This is a genomic window from Enterobacter sp. 5-4, assembly GCF_000612205.1.
Classification (GTDB): Bacteria; Pseudomonadota; Gammaproteobacteria; order Enterobacterales; family Enterobacteriaceae; genus Enterobacter; species Enterobacter roggenkampii.
In genome coordinates, this window is sequence record NZ_JFHW01000010.1 from 133,959 (window position 1) to 154,175 (window position 20,217).

General features: G+C 51.9%; 17 protein-coding genes and 1 tRNA gene. 13 read left to right on the forward strand and 5 right to left on the reverse strand.

Translation table 11 applies throughout. The features are described from left to right. Nucleotides 1-6: 6 nt before the first annotated feature. Nucleotides 7-1,227, reverse strand: a complete 1,221-nt coding sequence (gene arcA, locus AA74_RS0106815) for an arginine deiminase (protein WP_025912007.1) — start codon at nt 1,225-1,227, stop codon at nt 7-9. Nucleotides 1,228-1,901: 674 nt separating this feature from the next. Here arcA and AA74_RS0106825 point away from each other — a divergent pair. From AA74_RS0106825 to AA74_RS0106845, 5 genes are all read left to right on the forward strand, one after another. Then, entirely contained in the window at nt 1,902-2,354 is a 453-nt protein-coding gene (locus AA74_RS0106825; protein ID WP_025912012.1) for a YhcH/YjgK/YiaL family protein, read from the forward strand. 223 nt (nt 2,355-2,577) lie between these two features. After that, on the forward strand, nt 2,578-3,486 hold the full coding sequence (gene yagE / locus AA74_RS0106830; RefSeq protein ID WP_025912015.1) for a 2-keto-3-deoxygluconate aldolase: 909 nt from the start codon (nt 2,578-2,580) through the stop codon (nt 3,484-3,486). A 14-nt stretch (nt 3,487-3,500) separates the two neighbouring features. Continuing rightward, a complete protein-coding gene (gene yagF, locus AA74_RS0106835) occupies nt 3,501-5,468 on the forward strand; it encodes a xylonate dehydratase YagF (RefSeq protein ID WP_025912017.1) in 1,968 nt (655 codons plus the stop codon). Nucleotides 5,469-5,694: 226 nt separating this feature from the next. After that, nucleotides 5,695-7,077: an MFS transporter gene (locus tag AA74_RS0106840; RefSeq protein WP_025912019.1), complete on the forward strand. Its 1,383-nt coding sequence runs from the start codon at nt 5,695-5,697 to the stop codon at nt 7,075-7,077. 11 nt (nt 7,078-7,088) lie between these two features. Further along, the gene (locus AA74_RS0106845; RefSeq protein ID WP_025912021.1) at nt 7,089-8,699 is read left to right on the forward strand and encodes a glycoside hydrolase family 43 protein; all 1,611 of its coding nucleotides are present in this window, start codon (nt 7,089-7,091) and stop codon (nt 8,697-8,699) included. Nucleotides 8,700-8,703: 4 nt separating this feature from the next. On the opposite strand, the gene xynR is transcribed toward AA74_RS0106845, so the two are convergent. The 3 genes from xynR to AA74_RS1000000123610 all read right to left on the reverse strand — a co-directional run bounded on the left by xynR (nt 8,704) and on the right by AA74_RS1000000123610 (nt 10,723). Beyond that, nucleotides 8,704-9,462, reverse strand: coding sequence for a DNA-binding transcriptional repressor XynR (gene xynR / locus AA74_RS0106850; RefSeq protein ID WP_025912023.1), 759 nt, complete (start codon nt 9,460-9,462; stop codon nt 8,704-8,706). A 191-nt stretch (nt 9,463-9,653) separates the two neighbouring features. Beyond that, complete coding sequence (gene argF / locus AA74_RS0106855) at nt 9,654-10,658, reverse strand: ornithine carbamoyltransferase (protein WP_025912024.1); 1,005 nt, start codon at nt 10,656-10,658, stop codon at nt 9,654-9,656. Continuing rightward, nucleotides 10,628-10,723 carry a hypothetical protein gene (locus AA74_RS1000000123610; RefSeq protein ID WP_216593740.1) on the reverse strand — a complete coding sequence of 32 codons (96 nt, stop codon included), beginning with the start codon at nt 10,721-10,723 and terminating at the stop codon, nt 10,628-10,630. Before AA74_RS1000000123610 ends, argF begins: the two co-directional genes overlap by 31 nt. Before the next feature lie 99 nt (nt 10,724-10,822). On the opposite strand from AA74_RS1000000123610, the gene rraB reads away from it, so the two are divergent. The 7 genes from rraB to AA74_RS0106890 all read left to right on the forward strand — a co-directional run bounded on the left by rraB (nt 10,823) and on the right by AA74_RS0106890 (nt 18,033). Next, nucleotides 10,823-11,239: a ribonuclease E inhibitor RraB gene (gene rraB, locus AA74_RS0106860; protein ID WP_025912027.1), complete on the forward strand. Its 417-nt coding sequence runs from the start codon at nt 10,823-10,825 to the stop codon at nt 11,237-11,239. Between the two features lie 46 nt (nt 11,240-11,285). Beyond that, entirely contained in the window at nt 11,286-12,044 is a 759-nt protein-coding gene (gene miaE / locus AA74_RS0106865) for a tRNA isopentenyl-2-thiomethyl-A-37 hydroxylase MiaE (RefSeq protein WP_025912029.1), read from the forward strand. 30 nt (nt 12,045-12,074) lie between these two features. After that, on the forward strand, nt 12,075-12,797 hold the full coding sequence (locus AA74_RS0106870) for a hypothetical protein (RefSeq protein WP_025912032.1): 723 nt from the start codon (nt 12,075-12,077) through the stop codon (nt 12,795-12,797). A gap of 106 nt (nt 12,798-12,903) precedes the next feature. Then, nucleotides 12,904-12,988: transfer RNA gene (locus tag AA74_RS0106875), tRNA-Leu, on the forward strand. 679 nt (nt 12,989-13,667) lie between these two features. Then, a complete protein-coding gene (locus AA74_RS0106880; RefSeq protein ID WP_025912034.1) occupies nt 13,668-14,636 on the forward strand; it encodes a site-specific DNA-methyltransferase in 969 nt (322 codons plus the stop codon). Continuing rightward, complete coding sequence (locus AA74_RS0106885; RefSeq protein WP_025912037.1) at nt 14,633-16,645, forward strand: ATP-binding protein; 2,013 nt, start codon at nt 14,633-14,635, stop codon at nt 16,643-16,645. The genes AA74_RS0106880 and AA74_RS0106885 overlap by 4 nt, the downstream gene beginning before the upstream one ends. After that, on the forward strand, nt 16,645-18,033 hold the full coding sequence (locus tag AA74_RS0106890; RefSeq protein ID WP_025912039.1) for a hypothetical protein: 1,389 nt from the start codon (nt 16,645-16,647) through the stop codon (nt 18,031-18,033). The genes AA74_RS0106885 and AA74_RS0106890 overlap by 1 nt, the downstream gene beginning before the upstream one ends. Before the next feature lie 376 nt (nt 18,034-18,409). Here AA74_RS0106890 and AA74_RS0106895 read toward each other — a convergent pair whose 3' ends face one another. After that, nucleotides 18,410-19,276, reverse strand: coding sequence for a phosphorothioated DNA-binding restriction endonuclease (locus AA74_RS0106895; protein ID WP_025912041.1), 867 nt, complete (start codon nt 19,274-19,276; stop codon nt 18,410-18,412). A gap of 300 nt (nt 19,277-19,576) precedes the next feature. On the opposite strand from AA74_RS0106895, the gene AA74_RS1000000123240 reads away from it, so the two are divergent. Continuing rightward, complete coding sequence (locus AA74_RS1000000123240) at nt 19,577-20,044, forward strand: SymE family type I addiction module toxin (RefSeq protein ID WP_084832417.1); 468 nt, start codon at nt 19,577-19,579, stop codon at nt 20,042-20,044. The last annotated feature ends 173 nt before the right edge of the window (nt 20,045-20,217 follow it).

Consider the following 20,217-nt stretch of genomic DNA (forward strand, 5'->3'; position numbering starts at 1 on the left):
GCTCCTTTAAATTCCGTCGCGTTCCAGCGGGCAGCTCATGCAGCGCGCGCCGCCGCGGCCGCGTCCGAGTTCGTCGCCCGGGATAGGCAGCACGGTGATACCCGCTTTGTCGTACTTCTCGTTGGTCCAGACGTTGCGCTCGTAGCCGATCACCACGCCCGGGCGAATGGTGAGCACGTTGTTGGCGTCGTTCCACTGCTCGCGTTCGGCCTCAAAGGCGTCGCCGCCGGTGGTGATAAGACGTACCTGATTAATGCCGAGCGCCTTCTCGATGGCGTGCAGCAGGTCGGTTTCCTGGGTGCGCAGCAGGCCGCCGCGGCCGTCCGGGGTGAGCGTCCAGCACTGGGCGTCTTTGCGCACCACTTCCGGGTACACGGAGAAGGTATCCACGTCGATGTGGGTCATGACGGTGTCGAGGTGCATGCAGGAGCGGTGTTTTGGCAGCTCAACGGCGATGACGCGCTCGGCCTGGCGGTGTTTGAACAGGCTGTTGGCGAGGAACTCCACACCCTGCGGCGTCGTGCGCTCGGACATGCCGATCAATACCGCACCGCGGCCAATGACTAATACGTCGCCGCCTTCTAAGGTGGCGTGGTCGTAATTAATATTCTCGTCGCCGAAATACTTAATAAAATCGCCGTCGGCGAACGCCGGGTGCCAGCGATATATTGCCCGCAGGTTATTGGTTTCACGCTGACGCGCCGGTTTGGCCATTGGGTTAATAGAGACGCCGTTATAGATCCAGCAGGAGGTATCGCGGGTAAATAAATGGTTTGGCAGCGGCTTCATAATAAAATCATTCGCCGTGTGGGTATCCACCACCATATTTTTAATGGCTGCCGGAATTTCACCGTAGGTTAATCCGCCGCTTAATCTGCGCGCCAGTTCCCGGTGCGGCATATCCGCCAGCCAGCCGCGCACGTCGCCAGCAAAGGTTGGGCCGAGGCGGTAGTCAGAGATTTGCGTCTCCAGCAGCCAGGCTTTCGCCTCAGCGATATCAAGGGTTTGTGTCAGCAGGTCGGTCAGCAGCAGGACTTCCACCCCCTGCTCACGCAGCGTGTTGGCGAAGATGTCATGCTCCTCACCCGCCCGCTCAACCGAGAGCACGTCATCGAAAAGCAGCTCCTGACAGTTTGATGGCGTTAAGCGTTTCAGACTTAAATTTGGGCAGTGCAGCATAACGCTACGCAATTGACCAATTTCAGAACCGACGTAATGCTTTTCCATAATTATTCCTTTAACTTTTTTCAGAATAAAAAGGGCATGCGCCATGTCATGTATTTAATTGCATGGCGGCTAAGCTCAATTGATTTCGTGGTTCATACTAGGCAGTTAAATAATCCGTATTGTGATATTGCTCACGCGGAAATGGATATTAAGCGGTTTGTTTTCATTTGCATGATTCGCATCAGATAATGATTAATTGGCTATTCTGGCGAGGTGAATAGCTAAGCACTATCCGTTGTCATTATTTGCAGTTGTTAGTGTTTTGTAGAATTTCATGCTTTGAAATATTTTGTTAAGCCATTGATTTTAATTGTTTTTAAAGGCGGCAGGGAATGGCTATGCAATATTGCTAATTAACTATTTTTGGCTTAAGGAAAATCAATAAATATTTATTGAATTTAATAGCAAATTATCAAAGTGATAAAATGTGAAGCTGTAGCGAGTTTTGTTGTTAAGGCATGACGATCAGTAAGTTAGCGCAAGGCCGTGATAACGAAGAACTGAAGATATGCATAATGACTGCATAAATGCCTGCGAGGGCTTAACAGCAAATTAACACCATTCCCGATAAACATGCGCTCGCGCAAATCCCGCCTAAAAAGGACTGGTATGGCAGTCGGGATTCTCGTATAAAAGATAAAAATGAAACGTTGTTTTATATTGAGGGTATTCTGATGATTATCGGCAACATCCACCATCTGCAGTCCTGGCTGCCTGAGGATCTGCGTCAGGCCATTGAGCACGTTAAAACTCACGTCACCGACACCACGCCGCTCGGCAAGCACGACGTCAACGGCAACAGCCTGTTTTATCTGGTCTCCGAAGATACAACCCAGCCGTTCGCCGAGCGTCGCGCCGAGTACCACGCGCGCTATCTGGATATTCAGATCGTGATGAAGGGACAGGAAGGGATGACATTCAGCATCCTGCCGCCCGGCACGCCGGACACCGACTGGCTGGCGGACAAAGACATCGCGTTCCTGCCGGAAGGCGAGCAGGAGAAAACCGTGGTGTTGAGCGAAGGGGATTTTGTGGTGTTCTGGCCGGGTGAGGTGCACAAGCCGCTGTGCGCGGTGGGTGCGCCTGCTAAGGTCAGGAAAGTGGTGGTGAAGATGCTTGTAGAGTAACCCCTCTCCCAAGGGGAGAGGGTGTAAAAGTTCCCTCTCCCTGTGGGAGAGGGTTAGGGTGAGGGCATCAGGCCGCACCTTCCAATATGTGATCCAGCTTAAATTTCCCGCACTCCCTCTCCATCTCTCATTTACCTGCGCTTTTCCTGCGTCATAGTATGATCGTTAATTTAATGAACGCTGTTCTATAATGTAGAATATCATGATTCAGCAAGGAGATCTCATGCCGCAGTCCGCGTTGTTTACGGGAATCATTCCCCCTGTCTCCACTATTTTTACTGCCGATGGCCAGCTCGATAAGCAGGGTACCGCCGCGCTGATCGACGATCTGATCGCGGCAGGCGTTGACGGCCTGTTCTTCCTGGGCAGCGGCGGCGAGTTTTCCCAGCTCGGCGCCGAAGAGCGTAAAACCATTGCCCAATTTGCTATCGATCATGTCGATCGTCGCGTACCGGTCCTGATCGGCACCGGCGGCACCAACGCCCGGGAAACCATTGCGCTCAGCCAGCACGCGCAGCAGGCGGGGGCGGACGGCATCGTGGTGATCAACCCTTACTACTGGAAAGTGTCGGAAGCGAACCTGATCCGCTATTTCGAGCAGGTGGCGGACAGCGTCACGCTGCCGGTGATGCTCTATAACTTCCCGGCGCTGACCGGGCAGGATCTGACCCCGGCGCTGGTGAAAACCCTGGCCGATTCGCGCAGCAACATCGTCGGCATTAAAGACACCATCGACTCCGTCGCCCACCTGCGCAGCATGATCCACACCGTTAAAGGCGCCCATCCGCACTTCACGGTGCTGTGCGGCTACGACGATCATCTGTTTAATACCCTGCTGCTCGGCGGCGACGGGGCGATTTCGGCGAGCGGCAACTTTGCCCCGCAGGTGTCGGTGAATCTGCTGAAAGCCTGGCGGGATAAAGACGTGGCGAAGGCGGCTGAGTATCATCAGACCCTGCTGCAAATTCCGCAGATGTATCAGCTGGATACGCCGTTTGTGAACGTGATTAAAGAGGCGATTGTGCTCTGCGGCCGCCCGATTTCTACCCACGTGCTGCCGCCCGCCTCTGCGCTGGACGAGCCGCGTAAGGCGCAGCTGAAAACCCTGCTGCAACAGCTCAAGCTCTGCTGAGCCGGACGATAACCATGACCATCGAGAAGATTTTCACCCCGCAGGACGAGGCGTTTTATGCCGTCATCACCCACGCGGCGGGGCCGCAGGGCGCGCTGCCGCTGACCCCGCAGATGCTGATGGAATCCCCCAGCGGCAACCTGTTCGGCATGACGCAGAACGCCGGGATGGGCTGGGATGCCAACAAGCTGACCGGCAAAGAGGTGCTGATCATCGGCACCCAGGGCGGCATCCGCGCCGGGGACGGACGCCCGGTCGCGCTGGGCTACCACACCGGGCATTGGGAAATCGGCATGCAGATGCAGGCGGCGGCGAAAGAGATCACCCGCAACGGCGGGATCCCGTTTGCGGCCTTCGTCAGCGATCCCTGCGACGGCCGTTCTCAGGGCACGCACGGCATGTTCGACTCCCTGCCGTACCGCAACGACGCGGCGATCGTGTTTCGCCGCCTGATCCGTTCCCTCCCGACGCGCCGGGCGGTGATCGGCGTGGCAACCTGCGATAAAGGGCTGCCCGCCACCATGATTGCCCTGGCCGCGATGCACGACCTGCCGACCATTCTGGTGCCGGGCGGGGCGACGCTGCCGCCAACCGTGGGGGAAGACGCGGGCAAAGTGCAGACCATCGGCGCGCGCTTTGCCAACCACGAACTCTCCCTGCAGGAGGCCGCCGAGCTGGGCTGTCGCGCCTGCGCCTCGCCAGGCGGCGGGTGTCAGTTCCTCGGCACGGCGGGCACCTCGCAGGTGGTTGCGGAAGCGCTGGGCCTTGCGCTGCCGCACTCCGCGCTGGCCCCGTCCGGGCAGGCGGTGTGGCTGGAGATCGCCCGCCAGTCGGCGCGGGCGGTGAGCGAGCTGGATAACCGGGGCATTACCACGCGCGACATCCTCACCGATAAAGCCATCGAAAACGCGATGGTGATCCACGCGGCGTTCGGCGGCTCCACCAATTTACTGCTGCACATTCCGGCCATCGCCTACGCGGCAGGCTGCACTATTCCAGACGTTGAACACTGGACGCGCGTCAACCGCAGGGTGCCGCGCCTGGTCAGCGTGCTGCCCAACGGCCCGGACTATCACCCGACCGTGCGCGCTTTCCTGGCAGGCGGCGTGCCGGAGGTGATGCTCCACCTGCGCGATCTTGGCCTGCTGCATCTGGACGCCATGACCGTGACCGGCCAGACGGTGGGCGAAAACCTCGACTGGTGGCAGGCGTCCGAGCGCCGGGCGCGCTTCCGCCAGTGCCTGCGCGAGCAGGATGGCGTGGATCCGGATGACGTGATCCTGCCGCCGGAGAAGGCAAAAGCGAAAGGGCTGACCTCAACGGTTTGCTTCCCGACGGGCAACATCGCGCCGGAAGGCTCGGTGATCAAGGCCACGGCGATCGACCCGTCGGTCGTCGGTGAAGATGGCGTTTACCGCCACACCGGCCGGGCGCGGGTGTTTGTCTCGGAAGCGCAGGCTATCAAGGCCATCAAGCGGGAAGAGATCAAGCAGGGCGATATCATGGTGGTGATCGGCGGCGGGCCGTCCGGCACCGGCATGGAAGAGACCTACCAGCTTACCTCCGCGCTGAAGCATATCTCGTGGGGCAAGACGGTGTCGCTCATCACCGATGCGCGCTTCTCGGGCGTGTCGACGGGCGCCTGCTTCGGCCACGTGTCGCCGGAGGCGCTGGCGGGCGGGCCGATTGGCAAGCTGCGCGATAACGACATCATCGAGATAGCCGTCGACCGACTGACATTAACGGGCAGCGTGAACTTTATCGGCACCGCGGACAACCCGCTGACGCCGGAGGAGGGGGCACGCGCGCTGGCAATGCGGCAGACGCACCCGGACCTGCACGCCCACGACTTTTTGCCGGACGATACCCGCCTGTGGGCAGCATTACAGTCGGTCAGCGGCGGCACCTGGAAAGGCTGTATTTATGACACCGATAAAATTATCGAGGTAATTAACGCCGGTAAAAAAGCGCTCGGCATTTAATTATTTCATTAGATAAAACCGTCTGCGGGAAATATTCCGCGGGCGGTTTTTGCGTGTCTTTATTTTATCAATTTAAACAATAAGTTGTGATATATCGTTGGCGTCACAAAAGCAAAATAACGTAATTCAGAAATAAGATATGACCATTGCTGGTTAATTGAACAGCTCATTACACTCCATTAACACGATGTTGTAATTCAGCACACTACATAAGGGTGTAATTCTGATGACGCAATTAACCATGAAAGACAAAATTGGCTACGGGCTGGGTGACACCGCCTGCGGCTTCGTCTGGCAGGCTACCATGTTCCTGCTGGCCTATTTTTACACCGACGTCTTCGGCCTGTCGGCGGGCATTATGGGGACGCTGTTTTTAATCTCCCGCGTGCTCGACGCCGTGACCGACCCGCTGATGGGGCTGCTGGTCGACCGCACCCGCACGCGGCACGGCCAGTTCCGCCCGTTCCTGCTGTGGGGCGCCATCCCGTTTGGCATCGTCTGCGTGCTGACCTTCTACACGCCGGACTTCTCCGCGCAGGGCAAAATCATCTACGCCTGCGTGACCTACATTCTCCTGACCCTGGTCTACACCTTCGTTAACGTGCCGTACTGTGCCATGCCGGGCGTCATTACCGCCGACCCGAAAGAGCGTCACGCCCTGCAGTCGTGGCGTTTCTTCCTGGCGGCGGCGGGCTCGCTTGCCATTAGCGGCATCGCGCTGCCGCTGGTGAGCATCATCGGCAAAGGGGACGAGCAGGTGGGCTATTTCGGCGCCATGTGCGTGCTGGGGCTGACCGGCGTGGTGCTGCTCTACGTCTGCTTCTTTACCACCAAAGAGCGCTACACCTTTGAGGTGCAGCCGGGCTCGTCGGTGGCGAAAGATCTCAAGCTGCTGCTCGGCAACGGCCAGTGGCGGATCATGTGCGCGTTCAAGATGATGGCGACCTGTTCCAACGTGGTGCGCGGCGGGGCGACGCTCTACTTCGTCAAATACGTGATGGATCACCCGGAGATGGCGACCCAGTTTTTACTCTACGGCAGCCTCGCCACCATGTTTGGCTCGCTCTGCTCCTCCCGTCTGCTGGGCCGCTTCGATCGCGTCACCGCCTTCAAGTGGATCATCGTCGCCTACTCGCTGATCAGCCTGCTGATTTTCGTCACCCCGGCGGAGCATATCGCCCTGATTTTCGCCCTCAACATCCTGTTCCTGTTCGTCTTTAACACCACCACGCCGCTGCAGTGGCTGATGGCCTCTGACGTGGTGGACTACGAGGAGAGCCGCAGCGGGCGCCGCCTCGACGGGCTGGTGTTCTCCACCTACCTGTTCAGCCTGAAGATTGGCCTGGCGATTGGCGGGGCGGTGGTAGGCTGGATCCTGGCGTACGTGAACTACTCCGCCAGCAGCAGCGTGCAGCCGGTAGAGGTGCTGACCACCATCAAAATTCTGTTCTGCGTGGTGCCGGTGGTGCTCTACGCGGGCATGTTCATCATGCTGTCGTTTTATAAGCTCACCGACGCCCGCGTGGAGGCCATCAGCCAGCAGCTGATCAAGCACCGCGCGACGCAGGGCGAGGCCGTTCCCGACGCCGCGACAGCCGCATCCCATTAACCGGAGGCAACATGGAAATCACTAATCCCATTCTGACCGGCTTCAACCCGGACCCGTCCCTCTGCCGCCAGGGCGAGGACTACTACATCGCCACCTCGACCTTCGAGTGGTTCCCCGGCGTGCGCATCTACCACTCCCGTGACCTGAAAAACTGGTCGCTGGTCAGCACGCCGCTGGACCGCGTGTCGATGCTGGACATGAAGGGCAACCCGGACTCCGGCGGCATCTGGGCGCCGTGCCTGAGCTACGCCGACGGCAAATTCTGGCTGCTCTACACCGACGTAAAGATTGTCGACTCGCCGTGGAAAAACGGCCGCAACTTCTTGGTTACCGCGCCGTCCATCGAAGGGCCATGGAGCGAGCCGATCCCGATGGGCAACGGCGGGTTTGACCCGTCCCTGTTCCACGACGACGATGGCCGTAAGTACTACCTCTATCGTCCGTGGGGGCCGCGCCACCACAGCAACCCGCACAACACCATCGTGATGCAGGCGTTTGACCCGCAGACCGGCACCCTCTCGCCCGAGCGCAAAACCCTGTTTACCGGCACGCCGCTCTGCTACACCGAGGGGGCGCACCTTTATCGGCACGCGGGATGGTACTACCTGATGGTGGCCGAAGGGGGCACCAGCTACGAGCACGCCGTCGTGGTGCTGCGTTCCAAAAATATCGACGGGCCGTACGAGCTGCACCCGGACGTGACGATGATGACCAGCTGGCACCTGCCGGAGAACCCGCTGCAGAAGAGCGGCCACGGCTCGCTGCTGCAGACCCACACCGGGGAGTGGTACATGGCCTATCTCACCAGCCGCCCGCTGCGCCTGCCCGGGGTGCCGCTGCTGGCCTCCGGCGGGCGCGGCTACTGCCCGCTGGGGCGCGAGACCGGTATCGCCCGCATTGAATGGCGCGACGGCTGGCCGTACGTGGAAGGCGGCAAGCACGCGCAGCTGACCGTGAAAGGCCCGCAGGTGGCCGAGCAGCCTGGCGCCGCTCAGGGTAGCTGGCGAGAGGACTTCGACGGCAGCACGCTTGACCCTGAATTGCAGACCCTGCGCATTCCGTTCGACGACACTCTCGGCTCACTCACCGCGCGCCCGGGCTATTTACGGCTCTACGGCAACGACTCGCTCAACTCGACCTTTACCCAGTCGACCGTGGCGCGCCGCTGGCAGCACTTTGCCTTCCGGGCGGAAACGCGGATGCAGTTCTCGCCGGTCCACTTCCAGCAGAGCGCGGGGCTGACCTGCTACTACAACAGCAAAAACTGGAGCTACTGCTTTGTGGACTACGAGGAGGGGCAGGGGAGAACCATCAAAGTGATCCAGCTCGACCACAACGTGCCGTCATGGCCGCTGCACGAGCAGCCGATTCCGGTGCCGGAACAGGCCGAGAGCGTCTGGCTGCGGGTGGACGTGGATACGCTGGTCTACCGCTACAGCTACTCGTTCGACGGCGAGGCGTGGCACACCGTGCCGGTGACGTATGAGGCGTGGAAGCTGTCGGACGACTACATTGGCGGGCGCGGTTTCTTTACCGGCGCGTTTGTGGGGCTGCACTGCGAGGACATCAGCGGCGACGGCTGCCACGCGGACTTCGACTACTTCACCTACGAGCCGGCCTAACGGCTCAGGCCGGGTAGCCCAGGGCGCGTGAGAGCTCGAGCCCGGCCTGCTGAAGCTCCTCGCGGAAGCGGGCCAGCTCTGCGTCGTCCACGCGGGAGGTCAGCGTCGACAGGCTCAGGGCGGCGATGACGCGGGATTCATGGTTCCACACCGGCACCGCCACGCAGCGCACGCCCTGCTCGTTCTCTTCGCTATCCAGGGCATAGCCTTGCTCGCGGGTCTGCGCCAGGGCGCTCATTAAGGCTTCGCGAGAGGAGAGGGTAGCGGGCGTAAAGGTGGTGTACTGATAGCCCTCCAGCAGAGCGTTCAGCTCGGTCTCGCCCAGCCAGGCAATCAACACCTTGCCGATGGCGGTGGCGTGAACCGGCAGGCGGCGGCCAATGCGCGAATAGGCGATGGCGGCCAGCTTGCCTTCAATCTTCTCGATATAGACCCCTTCACGCCCGTCCAGGATCCCCAGGTGGGTGGTCTGCCCGGTCCGCTGTGACAGCTCCGTCAGCCAGCCCTTCGCCTTCTGGCGAATATCGATGGAGCCCACGACAAAATGGCCGCGCTCGACCAGCTTCATGCCGAGGCGATACTTACCGTTTTCCGGGTTCTGATCGATATAGCCGTGAAGCTGCAGGGTTTTCAGCAGCGAGTGGAGGGTACTCTTGCTCAGCCCCATCAGTTTGCTGATGTCGGTGATCTTAAGCTCGGTGGCCTGCTCGTTGAACAGGTCGAGGATCTGCAACGCACGTTCAACAGACTGAATAATCGGCATAATGCTGGTATGTCCACGCTGGAATTAAGGCGAAAACGTACCTTTTTCGGGGTGAAAAATCAATGAAATGGAGCTGGCCTGATCCGCCCGGCGGCGCTACGCTTGCACGGGCCTACGGGTTGTGTAGGCTGGGTAAGCGCAGCGCCACCCGGCAAGAAGAGCGCACCGAATCAATAAAGTGGGAGAAAGGATCACTCCCCAAGCGTCGCCACCATCACCGCCTTAATCGTATGCATCCGGTTTTCCGCCTGGTCGAACACGATGCTCGCCGTCGACTCAAACACCTCGTCCGTCACTTCCATCCCGCCGTGCAGGTCGAACTCTTTCGCCATCTGCTTGCCGAGCGTGGTCTGGTCGTCATGGAACGCCGGCAGACAGTGCAGGAACTTCACGTCCGGGTTGCCGGTCAGCGCCATCATCTGCGCGTTCACCTGATACCCACGCAGCAGTGCAATCCGCTCCGCCCACTTCTCTTTGGCTTCGCCCATCGACACCCACACGTCGGTATAGATAAAGTCCGCGCCCTTCACGCCCGCCGCCACGTCTTCCGTCAGGGTGATTTTCCCGCCGTGCTTCTCCGCTAGCGCGCTGCACTCCGCCACCAGTCTCTCTTCCGGCCAGCAGGCTTTCGGGGCCACCAGGCGCAGATCCAGCCCGGTCAGCGCCGCCGCTTCCAGCATCGAGTTGCCCATGTTGTTGCGCGCGTCGCCCGCGTAAACCAGCGTCATCTCGTTAAACGCCTTGCCCGGCAGGTGCTCCTGCATGGTCAGCAGGTCCGCCAGCAGCTGCGTCGGGTGGAACTCGTTGGTCAGCCCGTTCCACACCGGCACGCCCGCATACTGCGCCAGCGTTTCGACCACTTCCTGGCCGTGGCCGCGATACTGAATGCCGTCGTACATCCGCCCGAGCACGCGCGCGGTGTCCTTAATTGACTCTTTATGCCCAATCTGGCTGCCGCTCGGCCCTAAATAGGTAACGCGTGCGCCCTGGTCAAATGCGGCAACTTCGAAAGAGCATCGTGTACGGGTTGAGTCTTTTTCGAAGATGAGCGCGATGTTTTTACCGGTAAGCTTCTGTACTTCCTTGCCCTTTTTTTTATCGGCTTTGAGCTGTGCGGCAAGGGTCAGCAGAGAAGTGAACTGTGCAGGGGTAAAATCGAGCAATTTCAGAAAGTTTTTCTTGTACAGATCAGACATTTTATCCTCACATGGCGAATGCCACTTATTGAATTAAAATTCACTTTATATGTGTAATTATTCATTTGCAACCCCGTTTCACAAATCTTTCCAACAAAGGTGGAGGCAAACCCGTCCGTGTGTGAAAATAGAAGTATCTGCCGCACTTTAAAGAGGATTGAGCCATGGCAAACCCGGAATTACTGGAAGAGCAACGCGAAGAGACGCGTCTGATTATTGAAGAGCTGCTGGAAGACGGTAGCGATCCGGACGCGCTGTACACCATCGAGCACCATTTCTCTGCGGATGATTTCGACGCGCTGGAAAAAATGGCCGTGGAAGCCTTCAAGCTGGGTTACGAAGTGACCGAGCCGGAAGAGCTGGAAGTGGAAGAGGGCGACACCGTCATCTGCTGCGACATCCTGAGCGAAGGCGCGCTGAAGGCGGAGCTGATCGACGCGCAGGTAGAACAGCTGATGAACCTGGCCGAGAAGTTTGACGTGCAATACGACGGCTGGGGAACCTACTTCGAAGATCCGAACGGCGAAGAGGGCGACGACGAAGATTACGTCGACGAAGACGACGACGGCGTGCGTCACTAAGCGTTTCTGGCGGTGGCCCGCGCCACCGCTTTTTCAAGGCAGAACCATGGATTACCCGCAGATACTCGCCCCCGTACTCAGCTTCCTCCAGTGCCCGACCCCGCAAGCATGGATTGATAAAGCCCGCGACCCGGCGAACCTGCCGCTGCTGCTCACCGACCACATGGTATGCGAGCTCAAGGCCGCCCAGACCGCGCTGCTGCTGGTGCGTAAATACGTCGCCGACGAAAGCGGTGCCGACGCGCTGCTCGACTGGCTCAAACCCTACGAACAGTTCACCTTCCGCGACGGCCCGGAGCCGGACTTCATCGCCCTGCACAGGCAGATTGGCAAAAGCGTGATGCCCAAAACCGACGACCCGTGGTGCCAGGCGCTCATCGACAGCATGGTGCTGCTGATTAAAGAGGAGCTGCACCACTTCTGGCAGGTGCGCGAGGCGATGCTGGCCCGCGACATTCCGTACGTCAAAATCACCGCCAGCCGTTACGCCAAAGGGATGCTGAAGGAGGTGCGCACCCACGAGCCGCTGACGCTGATCGACAAGCTTATCTGCGGCGCCTACATCGAAGCCCGCTCCTGTGAACGCTTCGCCGCGCTGGCCCCGTTCCTCGACGACGACCTGCAGAAGTTTTATCTCTCGCTGCTGCGCTCGGAAGCGCGCCACTATCAGGACTACCTGACGCTGGCCCAGCAGGTGAGCGACGACGATATCTCACCGCGCATAAAGCTTTTTGGCGAAATTGAAGCCACACTTATCTCGACACCGGACAACGAGTTTCGCTTCCACAGCGGCGTGCCGGTGTAAACCGGCATAACTCAAGGATAAGGATGCGAGATGAATAAAACGTGGACCCGTATTGTGATTGTCGTCATTGCGGCTGCCGCCGTGGCGTTCTGGGTGTTTTTCGACAGGCAGCGCGCCCCGGAACGGCAGATGGATAACGCCCTTAACGCGATGCCCGCCTGGCAGGTGATTAAGGAGCAGGAGCCCGCGCTGCATCAGCGCATCCTCGACCAGATGGCCGCCCTGCAAAAAGCGGGCGAGCCGGAGCAGCAGATTATCGACACCATCCAGCCGCAGATCCTGCATCTGCAGATGTCGCGCCTGCAAAACGCCCCGGACGCCAACGTGGTGAACTACATGACCATCAACATGGAGCAGACCGCCGCCATCCAGAAGGTGAGCGACGACGCCTGCTTCCGCTTCCTCTACCCGATGGTGAAGGGTGGCGTGAACCCGATGCGCATGCTGGATAAAGACCTGATGGCGCGGCGCATGCAGGCCGACGCCGACATGATGCGCGCGGCCTACGGCAAAAACCGCCACACCGTGACCCCGGCCGAACGCGAGGCGGCTGTCGAGGACGTGCGGCCGATTATGAAGGAACTTGCCGATAAGTACGGCGAGGACATCCAGCTGCTGCAGATGCCGGAGAAGGCGGCGGGCAAAGAGAAGCTCTCCTGCGATATGGTGCAGGAGATGTGGGCGAAGGTGCTGGCGCTGCCGGAGCAGAAGGCGGCGGGGGTGATTCGTCTGGCGGTGTCTGAACTGGAGTAACGAAGGACGCTGGTTTTTTGGGCACTTAGCGCGGGTTTAGCGCGTCGTCGCTTGCATGGCGGCGCGCGACAGGTATAATCCACAACGTTTCCGCATCCCCTTCAGTGCCGAAGTGGCGAAATCGGTAGACGCAGTTGATTCAAAATCAACCGTAGAAATACGTGCCGGTTCGAGTCCGGCCTTCGGCACCATAAGATGCAAATTAAAGTCGCTTAAGGGCGGCTTTTTTTTTGTCTGGAATCCAGTATCTGCAAGACTTTCCTTGCTTTTTCAATAACCTGATTCAATCTACATCAACTTACTGATGCGGGTACAACTGCGGGTATTTCCCGGTTCGATAATGATTGTACCCACACAGAACCCTTGAAAAGGTATTCAATATGCGAAGGGGGATTCCCTGCATGGTGGAGTAGAGTATGTATCAGGTGCCAAGCGCTGTTCGCGAGGATGATACGGAGCGGACGAAAAGCGAGCCTCACCGGGTTGGGTGGCAACCTGAAGGCTCTGGTCGCGTACAAAATAGTTTGAATTATGCACATCTTTGGTTATTGAGCAATAGGGTAATTTGCTTGTGAGTAAAGTGAACTATCTAATTTTGTTGAATATATTGTTACTACGTTAACAGATTATGATTGACGTCTTAGAATGTACATTCAGATGTGCTATACGATAGAATTGTGTCTACAAATGCTCAAATACGCTGAAAACTGAAACATTTAACATCAAAAGAATTTTGTAAGGGATAGATTTCTCGTGCGAACTTAAGAATCTCAGTCCCTTTGAGATCTTGTGTTACTAGGGCTGGAAGCCGCTGAGGAAACACAGATTTTTTTAGAAAATTAAATAAATTTACAAGGTATTCAATACCATATGAATCTCTACTATAAAACAGAACTTGGAAAGCTCTATCTTGGGGACTCTCTTGATGTCCTTAATGACGAGGACATCAGTAAATACATAGGGAAAGTAAACCTTATCGTTACATCACCACCTTTCCCATTGAATAATAAGAAAAAATATGGTAACGAGATAGGCGAAGCATACCGCGAATGGTTTAAAAAACTGACACCTATATTTAATCAACTCCTTGCTGATGATGGTTCACTTGTCATTGAGATAGGTAACGCTTGGGAACCGGAGAGGCCTGTGCAATCAACTTTGCACTTAGAATGTTTGTTTGAAATGACAAAACAGAAGAACTCTGAACTCAGATTAATTCAGGAGTTTATTTGCTATAACCCCGCAAAATTGCCATCTCCTGCTCAATGGGTCACAGTTAATAGGTTGCGTACTGTTGATAGCTATACCCATGTTTGGTGGCTTGCTAAGACTGATTATCCGAAAGCAGACAATAAAAAAGTCTTACGACCTTATAGTAAAAGTATGCGAAAACTATTAGAGCGTCAAACTTACAATGCTGGAATGCGACCATCTGAACACAAAATTAGTGAAAAAGGTTTCCTAAAGGACCATGGCGGAAGTATATCCCACAATTTTTTTGAACTTGAGCCTATAGATGACTATCGCGATGTGCGATTACCGCATAATGTAATGTCTTTTTCAAATGTATCATCTAATGATTTTTTTATTAGAAAATGTAAAGAAATAGGCATTAAGCCTCATCCAGCACGAATGAATAAAGGTATAGTTAATTTCTTCATCGATTTTCTAACAGATGAAAACGATCTTATATTTGATCCTTTCGGTGGTAGTAATACAACAGGATTTTGTGCTGAATTAAAAAAAAGAAGATGGCTAGCAATAGAAGCGGATGAGAAATACGCAGAACAATCAAAAATCAGATTTGAAGACCCTGAATTGAAAAAGGAAATAATATGAATTTAAATGCAGCTTTATCAACAGATTTATTAAAAGAAGGTAGAAATAAAGAACAGTTTGTTGGTCGACCGTTCTATTTATCTTATGATATTGCTAGGCTGTTAGTTTGTGATGCCTGGAAAGCACAAGTTAAAGGGATACCTGCCGGTTGTTTTCTACTTGCATTTTACGATGGTGAAGATGGTGTTGAAGAGGCTGTATTGCTTAGGGCACTTTCTCAGACAAAACTCCCTACTGATAATGATGTAATATCATCAATGATAGAGTATTACAAGGATAACTTGGATATATCAGGGCGAGCTGGTAGTTTGAAAGGTGGGAAGCTAGATGAATTTACACGTTACGAATTTAGTTTTTCAGGTTTAGAATGTAGGGTTCTTGGAGTATTTTATAGAACCCATAAAGGGAATATAGAATTTGGTGCTGACCTTGAGAACTTCTATGCAGCTAATAATTACACTGTATACAAAGCCAATGGAGATGTTCTTGAATTTATAGTAAATCAACGAGATGATGGAGGTTTAGTTGGCCAGGACTCTGAATTTAAAATTGGTAGCGTAAGATATTCATCTAGCCGTAGACATCAATCTCAAGAGGAAAATGTAAATGTATGGGTAAATCCTAAAGATTTTTTAGGAAAAAGGTCTGCTATGTTTGGGATGACCCGTACAGGTAAGTCGAATACTGTAAAAAAAGTGATAGAAGCAACTGAAGAAATTTCAAGAAAAGCTTTAATACTATTGGATTCAGCTTCTCCTGAAACATCTGAGTTTACATCTTCTGGAAGTCCAACATTTCCAGTAGGGCAGATTATATTTGATGTGAATGGTGAGTATGCAAATGCAAATAGACAGGATTCTGGAACAGCTATATATGATCTATATAAAGAAAAGGTTTATAGATATAGTGTATTAGAAAAAAATGATTTCAAAGTAATGAAAGTTAATTTCTTTAAAGACATTGAAAGTGGTTTTAGTCTTATATCTAGTTACTTTCAAGAGCAATCTTTAGGGGGCGACTATGTTAACAACTTTATTGCTGTTAGTTTTGAAAAACCTGAAAGCACAAATCTGAATGGTTCAGAATGGACAAGATATAATAGATTAGTTGCTGCCTATAAATGTTGTTTGTACAGAGCTGGTTTCAAAGCACCAAATGGTGAAAAAATAAAATTCACTGGAGCGGCAGAAATCAATAGTGAAATTCTAGAGGATAGAGTTTTGGATCCTAAACTAGGATTAACTCTTGAAGAGGCTTGCACATGGTTTGAAAGAGTATGGGAACAGTATGACGATCTGAAATTTTTCAAAGATTATATAAATAAGAAAGGATATGAATGGGCAAATGATGATTTAAAATCAATGATGGTATTTTTAACGACTTACAAATTACCGGGTAAAAAAAATCAAGTAAGTGGTTATAAGAAAATTCGTGTAAAACAATTGCATAATTTACACACTACGAGTATGGATGAATCGTTTGAAATAGAAATTCCTCGTCTGTTACAACAAGGGAAAATTGTTATTGTTGACTTGTCACAGGGGGAACCGGTAGTTCAGCGATTATTCTCTGAGAAAATTTGTCGTTCCACATTTAACATTTCTATGGATCGCTTTATCAATAACCTTCCAAATAATTTTATCCAATTTTATTTTGAAGAGGCACATAACTTATTTCCTAAAAAAGATGATAAAGATCTTAGTCAGATATATAACAGAATTGCTAAAGAAGGAGCTAAGCTACATTTAGGGATGATATATGCTACTCAAGAGGTTAGTTCTATTAGCTCGAATATATTAAAGAATACACAAAACTGGTTTATCGCACATTTAAATAATATTGATGAAACAAAAGAGCTTGAGAAATATTATGATTTTAAAGATTTCACACATTCATTAGTTAATTTTTCTGCAACCAATGATAAAGGTTTTGTTAGGATGAAAACTTATACAAATCCTTTTATTGTTCCAGTCCAAATTGATCGTTTTTTAGCTAATAAAGGTATGTGATGAGTTATAATGCAAAAGGCAACCGCCCATTTGAGTGGGCTAGTAAATCACAGCATACTCATGTGATTAATGATCCCTCTGTTCAAAATTTGATGAAAAGATGTAAATTTCCCTCTACCAATGAAGAGTCGAAAAATGATGTCCTTGAGCATTCTTTCGAAATAAATACAGGTGCATCCAGAGACGTAACGACCATCATAGCTGTCGATGGTGGTTATACTGAGGTTACTGTCAGGAAAAATTATCCGAGCTCGAAGGTTGCATTCTTTCAATTTGGTGGGCTGGAGTTTAGTTTGGATGACTTGAAACAGTTGGGTGATTATCCCTTTATCCATCCAGAAAAAATGGAAAAATTTAAAAAACTAGCAAGATTTAAACTTGCCATCCCTACAAAGGCTACGTCTTTAGATTCTCTTTCAATGGTTGATTCTGTCAGAATACCTATTATTGAGTTTTTTAATGAGAGTAGAGATGGTAAGAAATATATAGATACACTTAAATGGTTGGTATTTCATGAGTTTAAAAAGAAAAGCATTGACTGTGATTCATCTCTTCGCCAAATAACATTTGGGAGTTTGCCTAAACGGAATGGGGAGATATTTAAAGATGTTGTTATTAGTAAATTTGATATAGATAGTCAAGGGTATTTTGTTTATGGTGGGGAGACATTTAATCTTATTGATATTTTAAGGTTTCATGAGGTTGTAGATGAAGAATTAGGGGGGGGCGGTATTTTAGGATACTTGACGAATGTTATTGAGCATATAATTATTGTTCATTGCATAAAAGAAATTGTAACTCGGAAGCCTTCATTTTTAAAACGTTTCCTTTTCATTAAAGATGGCCCTTTAGGTTTTTTTGGACAAACAGCAAAATTGCATAAAGATATGAGGGAGTTATGTAACTTATATATTGATGAATATTCGCTAAAATTAGTCGGCTTAGAAAAATCAGGTTCTTTTGTTGAACATGCAGAGCAAATTTCTTCTGGAGATAGTGCTTGTTTGCTAAAAGGTCAAGCGCTGCCACTTTTTAATAATTATATTTATAAACATATACTTCCTGGTCCTTCCACTGAAGAGGAGTTAAATAAAGTGCCTCCATATGCCTCAACTTCTTATTACAGTGGGAAATTGATTTATCGTAGCAAATCGGATAGGGTTTGGGTTTTAACTATACCTATTAAAACCAGTGAGGAAATAAAAAAATTAAATAGAACTTCATTTTCTAATTTAGATGAGATTCTTAATGTTGTTGAACATCTGAAGTGTGACATGTATGAGAATGCTATTGTCCCAATCGCGCTGGTTAATCAGCTCGTATCTCTTGCAAATCACCCATCTTCTAATATGTTAGAAAAATTTGCTATTCAATCAATGAATGAATAAGCGCACAAAACATTAGATATGAAGGTGAATTAATGTTCACCTTCATGCGCTGTTAAAAAACTAAGTGTATATGATTTTTTCTATAGATTATTAGATATATTTAGCAAAAAATCATGAGATATCGTAATGCTTTGTATCTTTGTTGATTTGTCCCAACAACTGATGACCTTGCTCTGATACGCGATAACGTGGTCTCGATGAGCTTCCGTTATAAACAGCATCGACCAACCTATCAAAATGTATTCAGAGATAACTGGCAAATTCTTATGTAGCGTCTCTGACAGAGACGTCCTATAATCACGCTCTTTCAAAACGAATGGGCACGCGATTAGAGCAGGTTACGGAGAGTAAGGTTCGAGTCCGGCCTTCGCACTCATCACCTAAACACCTCCCTACGATGCCACTCTACATATCCCTCCTTTGGATAGTTCCCTTTCACCATCGGCAAAGCAATCTGCTTCCCGGCAAAATCCCAGAACAACCGCCCAACGATCCCATTCCCATTCACTGCCTCAGACACCAGCACCCGCATACTCTCATCCAGCCCAATCGATCCTTTATCGAACGCCTTATGATGAATCGCACACAACGCCAATCCGTTTGGGATCTCGCACGGCCCGCCAAACTGCTTCCATTTAATATGTGCAGCTTCAAGTCCAACGGAGGCATTATCATGCCGCATGTTAAATCCGCAGATGGCACATTCATAATTATATGCACGCAGCACCTGCTGACGGAACAGCGGATCGCGAACCTTACGGATCTGTTGAATATCAAAACCCATCTCATCCGCGATCTCTTCCTGAATGCTTTCCGGAAAATGCGCTTCAAGAATCTGCTGCGCAAGCGAGCCGATCAGGTTTTTGTTCTTACTCAGCAGCGCAAAGTGTTCTTCATCAAACCCGCCTGCGACGTTATGTTCCACAAGTTCTTTAATGGGCGGCTGCTTACTGCCAGTGGTCGAACAAAACTCAGTATTCTTCAGATCCCAAAAGCCGTCCCCTTTGAGCCTCCAGAAGGGCATATTTGGGTAATGCGCCTTCCTCTGTGGGCCAAAGCGTTCTAGCAGGCTAAGCAACTGTTCGTGGACCTCAGTACCGTAATCAAACAGTCGTGCATGCCCCTGCTGATAGCTCGCCAGCACGTACAGAAGCAATAAAGGCTTATGCGGCGCACGCTGTTCGCCTTTGCGCCAGATGGTGATGTCGGCAATTGCCTGTTCGAGAGTTTTGCTGGAAGCCATCGCGTTACGGAAGAGGGTAAATAATTGCGATGATGCTCGCAAAACTCAGACCAATCAACCTGTAACCAACAAAAACATGACCTTACCCCACAGAACCTTATTTCCTGAATCCCCCTCGCAAATTCTAAATTTACCCCACACCAAACCGCTGTATTTATATTCAGCCCTGTATAATGGGCACCAGAGATTACGCCGAACGGCAAAAGTAGTATCGAGGAATATTTAACGAAGAATTCGCGATATGAAGGTGCTGCAACACCCCCATACCGCTAACCACAACCAACTAGACAGGAGTTGAAAATGGCTGCGACGAATTTTAAGCCAGAGTTTACTGTTTGCAAAACAGAATCAGACGCTTTCACCGGCGTGATTGAAAACCGCGAGCTGGTACGCAAAAACAGCGCCCGCCGTTTACACGGCAACCAGCTCAACGCGGCCCCCGTCCATCCCCGCGCGGAGACGCCGCAGGACAGTGCAGCCTGCTGCGAACTCTATTCCCGCATAGATATGAAATACCTTCTTCTGGGCGGCGAGTGGTTAACCCGTGCGGGCTTTATCGACGGCATGCCGGTGAAAATCCGCGCCATGAAAGACTGCATTGTGATTACGCCACAACATACAAGAGAATTATGGGGATGCCTGGAAGGTATGAGTGTGGTGAATATAAATAAGCAAAAAGTCGCGCAGTGGTTAAAAACGTTTCCGGGGGCGCTGAATGATACAGGTGATATCCCGGTAGTTAAGCGCAATATAGGGCAGGCAAAATAATAACGCAGTGGAACACCCTTGCTCCTGAATCGAGGGTGTTTAAATTAGTGGAAGGGGTAATCTTTTTTTCAATAACATTATTGAACTGAATGTTATGGCTGTGTTTTTATCATTGCGGTTATATAAAGAGGATTTTCAGAAGTATGTTGGAGATCTCAATTTAATTATTCTCC

Excerpts from the sequence above, each read along its gene's own strand:
- AA74_RS0106880 (WP_025912034.1), top strand. The coding sequence starts at position 13,668 with ATGAATCTCTACTATAAAACAGAACTTGGAAAGCTCTATCTTGGGGAC.
- arcA (WP_025912007.1), bottom strand. The coding sequence starts at position 1,227 with ATGGAAAAGCATTACGTCGGTTCTGAAATTGGTCAATTGCGTAGCGTT.
- miaE (WP_025912029.1), top strand. The coding sequence starts at position 11,286 with ATGGATTACCCGCAGATACTCGCCCCCGTACTCAGCTTCCTCCAGTGC.
- AA74_RS0106895 (WP_025912041.1), bottom strand. The coding sequence starts at position 19,276 with ATGGCTTCCAGCAAAACTCTCGAACAGGCAATTGCCGACATCACCATC.
- AA74_RS1000000123240 (WP_084832417.1), top strand. The coding sequence starts at position 19,577 with ATGGCTGCGACGAATTTTAAGCCAGAGTTTACTGTTTGCAAAACAGAA.
- AA74_RS0106890 (WP_025912039.1), top strand. The coding sequence starts at position 16,645 with ATGAGTTATAATGCAAAAGGCAACCGCCCATTTGAGTGGGCTAGTAAA.
- AA74_RS0106870 (WP_025912032.1), top strand. The coding sequence starts at position 12,075 with ATGAATAAAACGTGGACCCGTATTGTGATTGTCGTCATTGCGGCTGCC.
- yagE (WP_025912015.1), top strand. The coding sequence starts at position 2,578 with ATGCCGCAGTCCGCGTTGTTTACGGGAATCATTCCCCCTGTCTCCACT.
- argF (WP_025912024.1), bottom strand. The coding sequence starts at position 10,658 with ATGTCTGATCTGTACAAGAAAAACTTTCTGAAATTGCTCGATTTTACC.
- xynR (WP_025912023.1), bottom strand. The coding sequence starts at position 9,462 with ATGCCGATTATTCAGTCTGTTGAACGTGCGTTGCAGATCCTCGACCTG.
- AA74_RS1000000123610 (WP_216593740.1), bottom strand. The coding sequence starts at position 10,723 with ATGAATAATTACACATATAAAGTGAATTTTAATTCAATAAGTGGCATT.
- rraB (WP_025912027.1), top strand. The coding sequence starts at position 10,823 with ATGGCAAACCCGGAATTACTGGAAGAGCAACGCGAAGAGACGCGTCTG.
- AA74_RS0106840 (WP_025912019.1), top strand. The coding sequence starts at position 5,695 with ATGACGCAATTAACCATGAAAGACAAAATTGGCTACGGGCTGGGTGAC.
- yagF (WP_025912017.1), top strand. The coding sequence starts at position 3,501 with ATGACCATCGAGAAGATTTTCACCCCGCAGGACGAGGCGTTTTATGCC.
- AA74_RS0106825 (WP_025912012.1), top strand. The coding sequence starts at position 1,902 with ATGATTATCGGCAACATCCACCATCTGCAGTCCTGGCTGCCTGAGGAT.
- AA74_RS0106845 (WP_025912021.1), top strand. The coding sequence starts at position 7,089 with ATGGAAATCACTAATCCCATTCTGACCGGCTTCAACCCGGACCCGTCC.
- AA74_RS0106885 (WP_025912037.1), top strand. The coding sequence starts at position 14,633 with ATGAATTTAAATGCAGCTTTATCAACAGATTTATTAAAAGAAGGTAGA.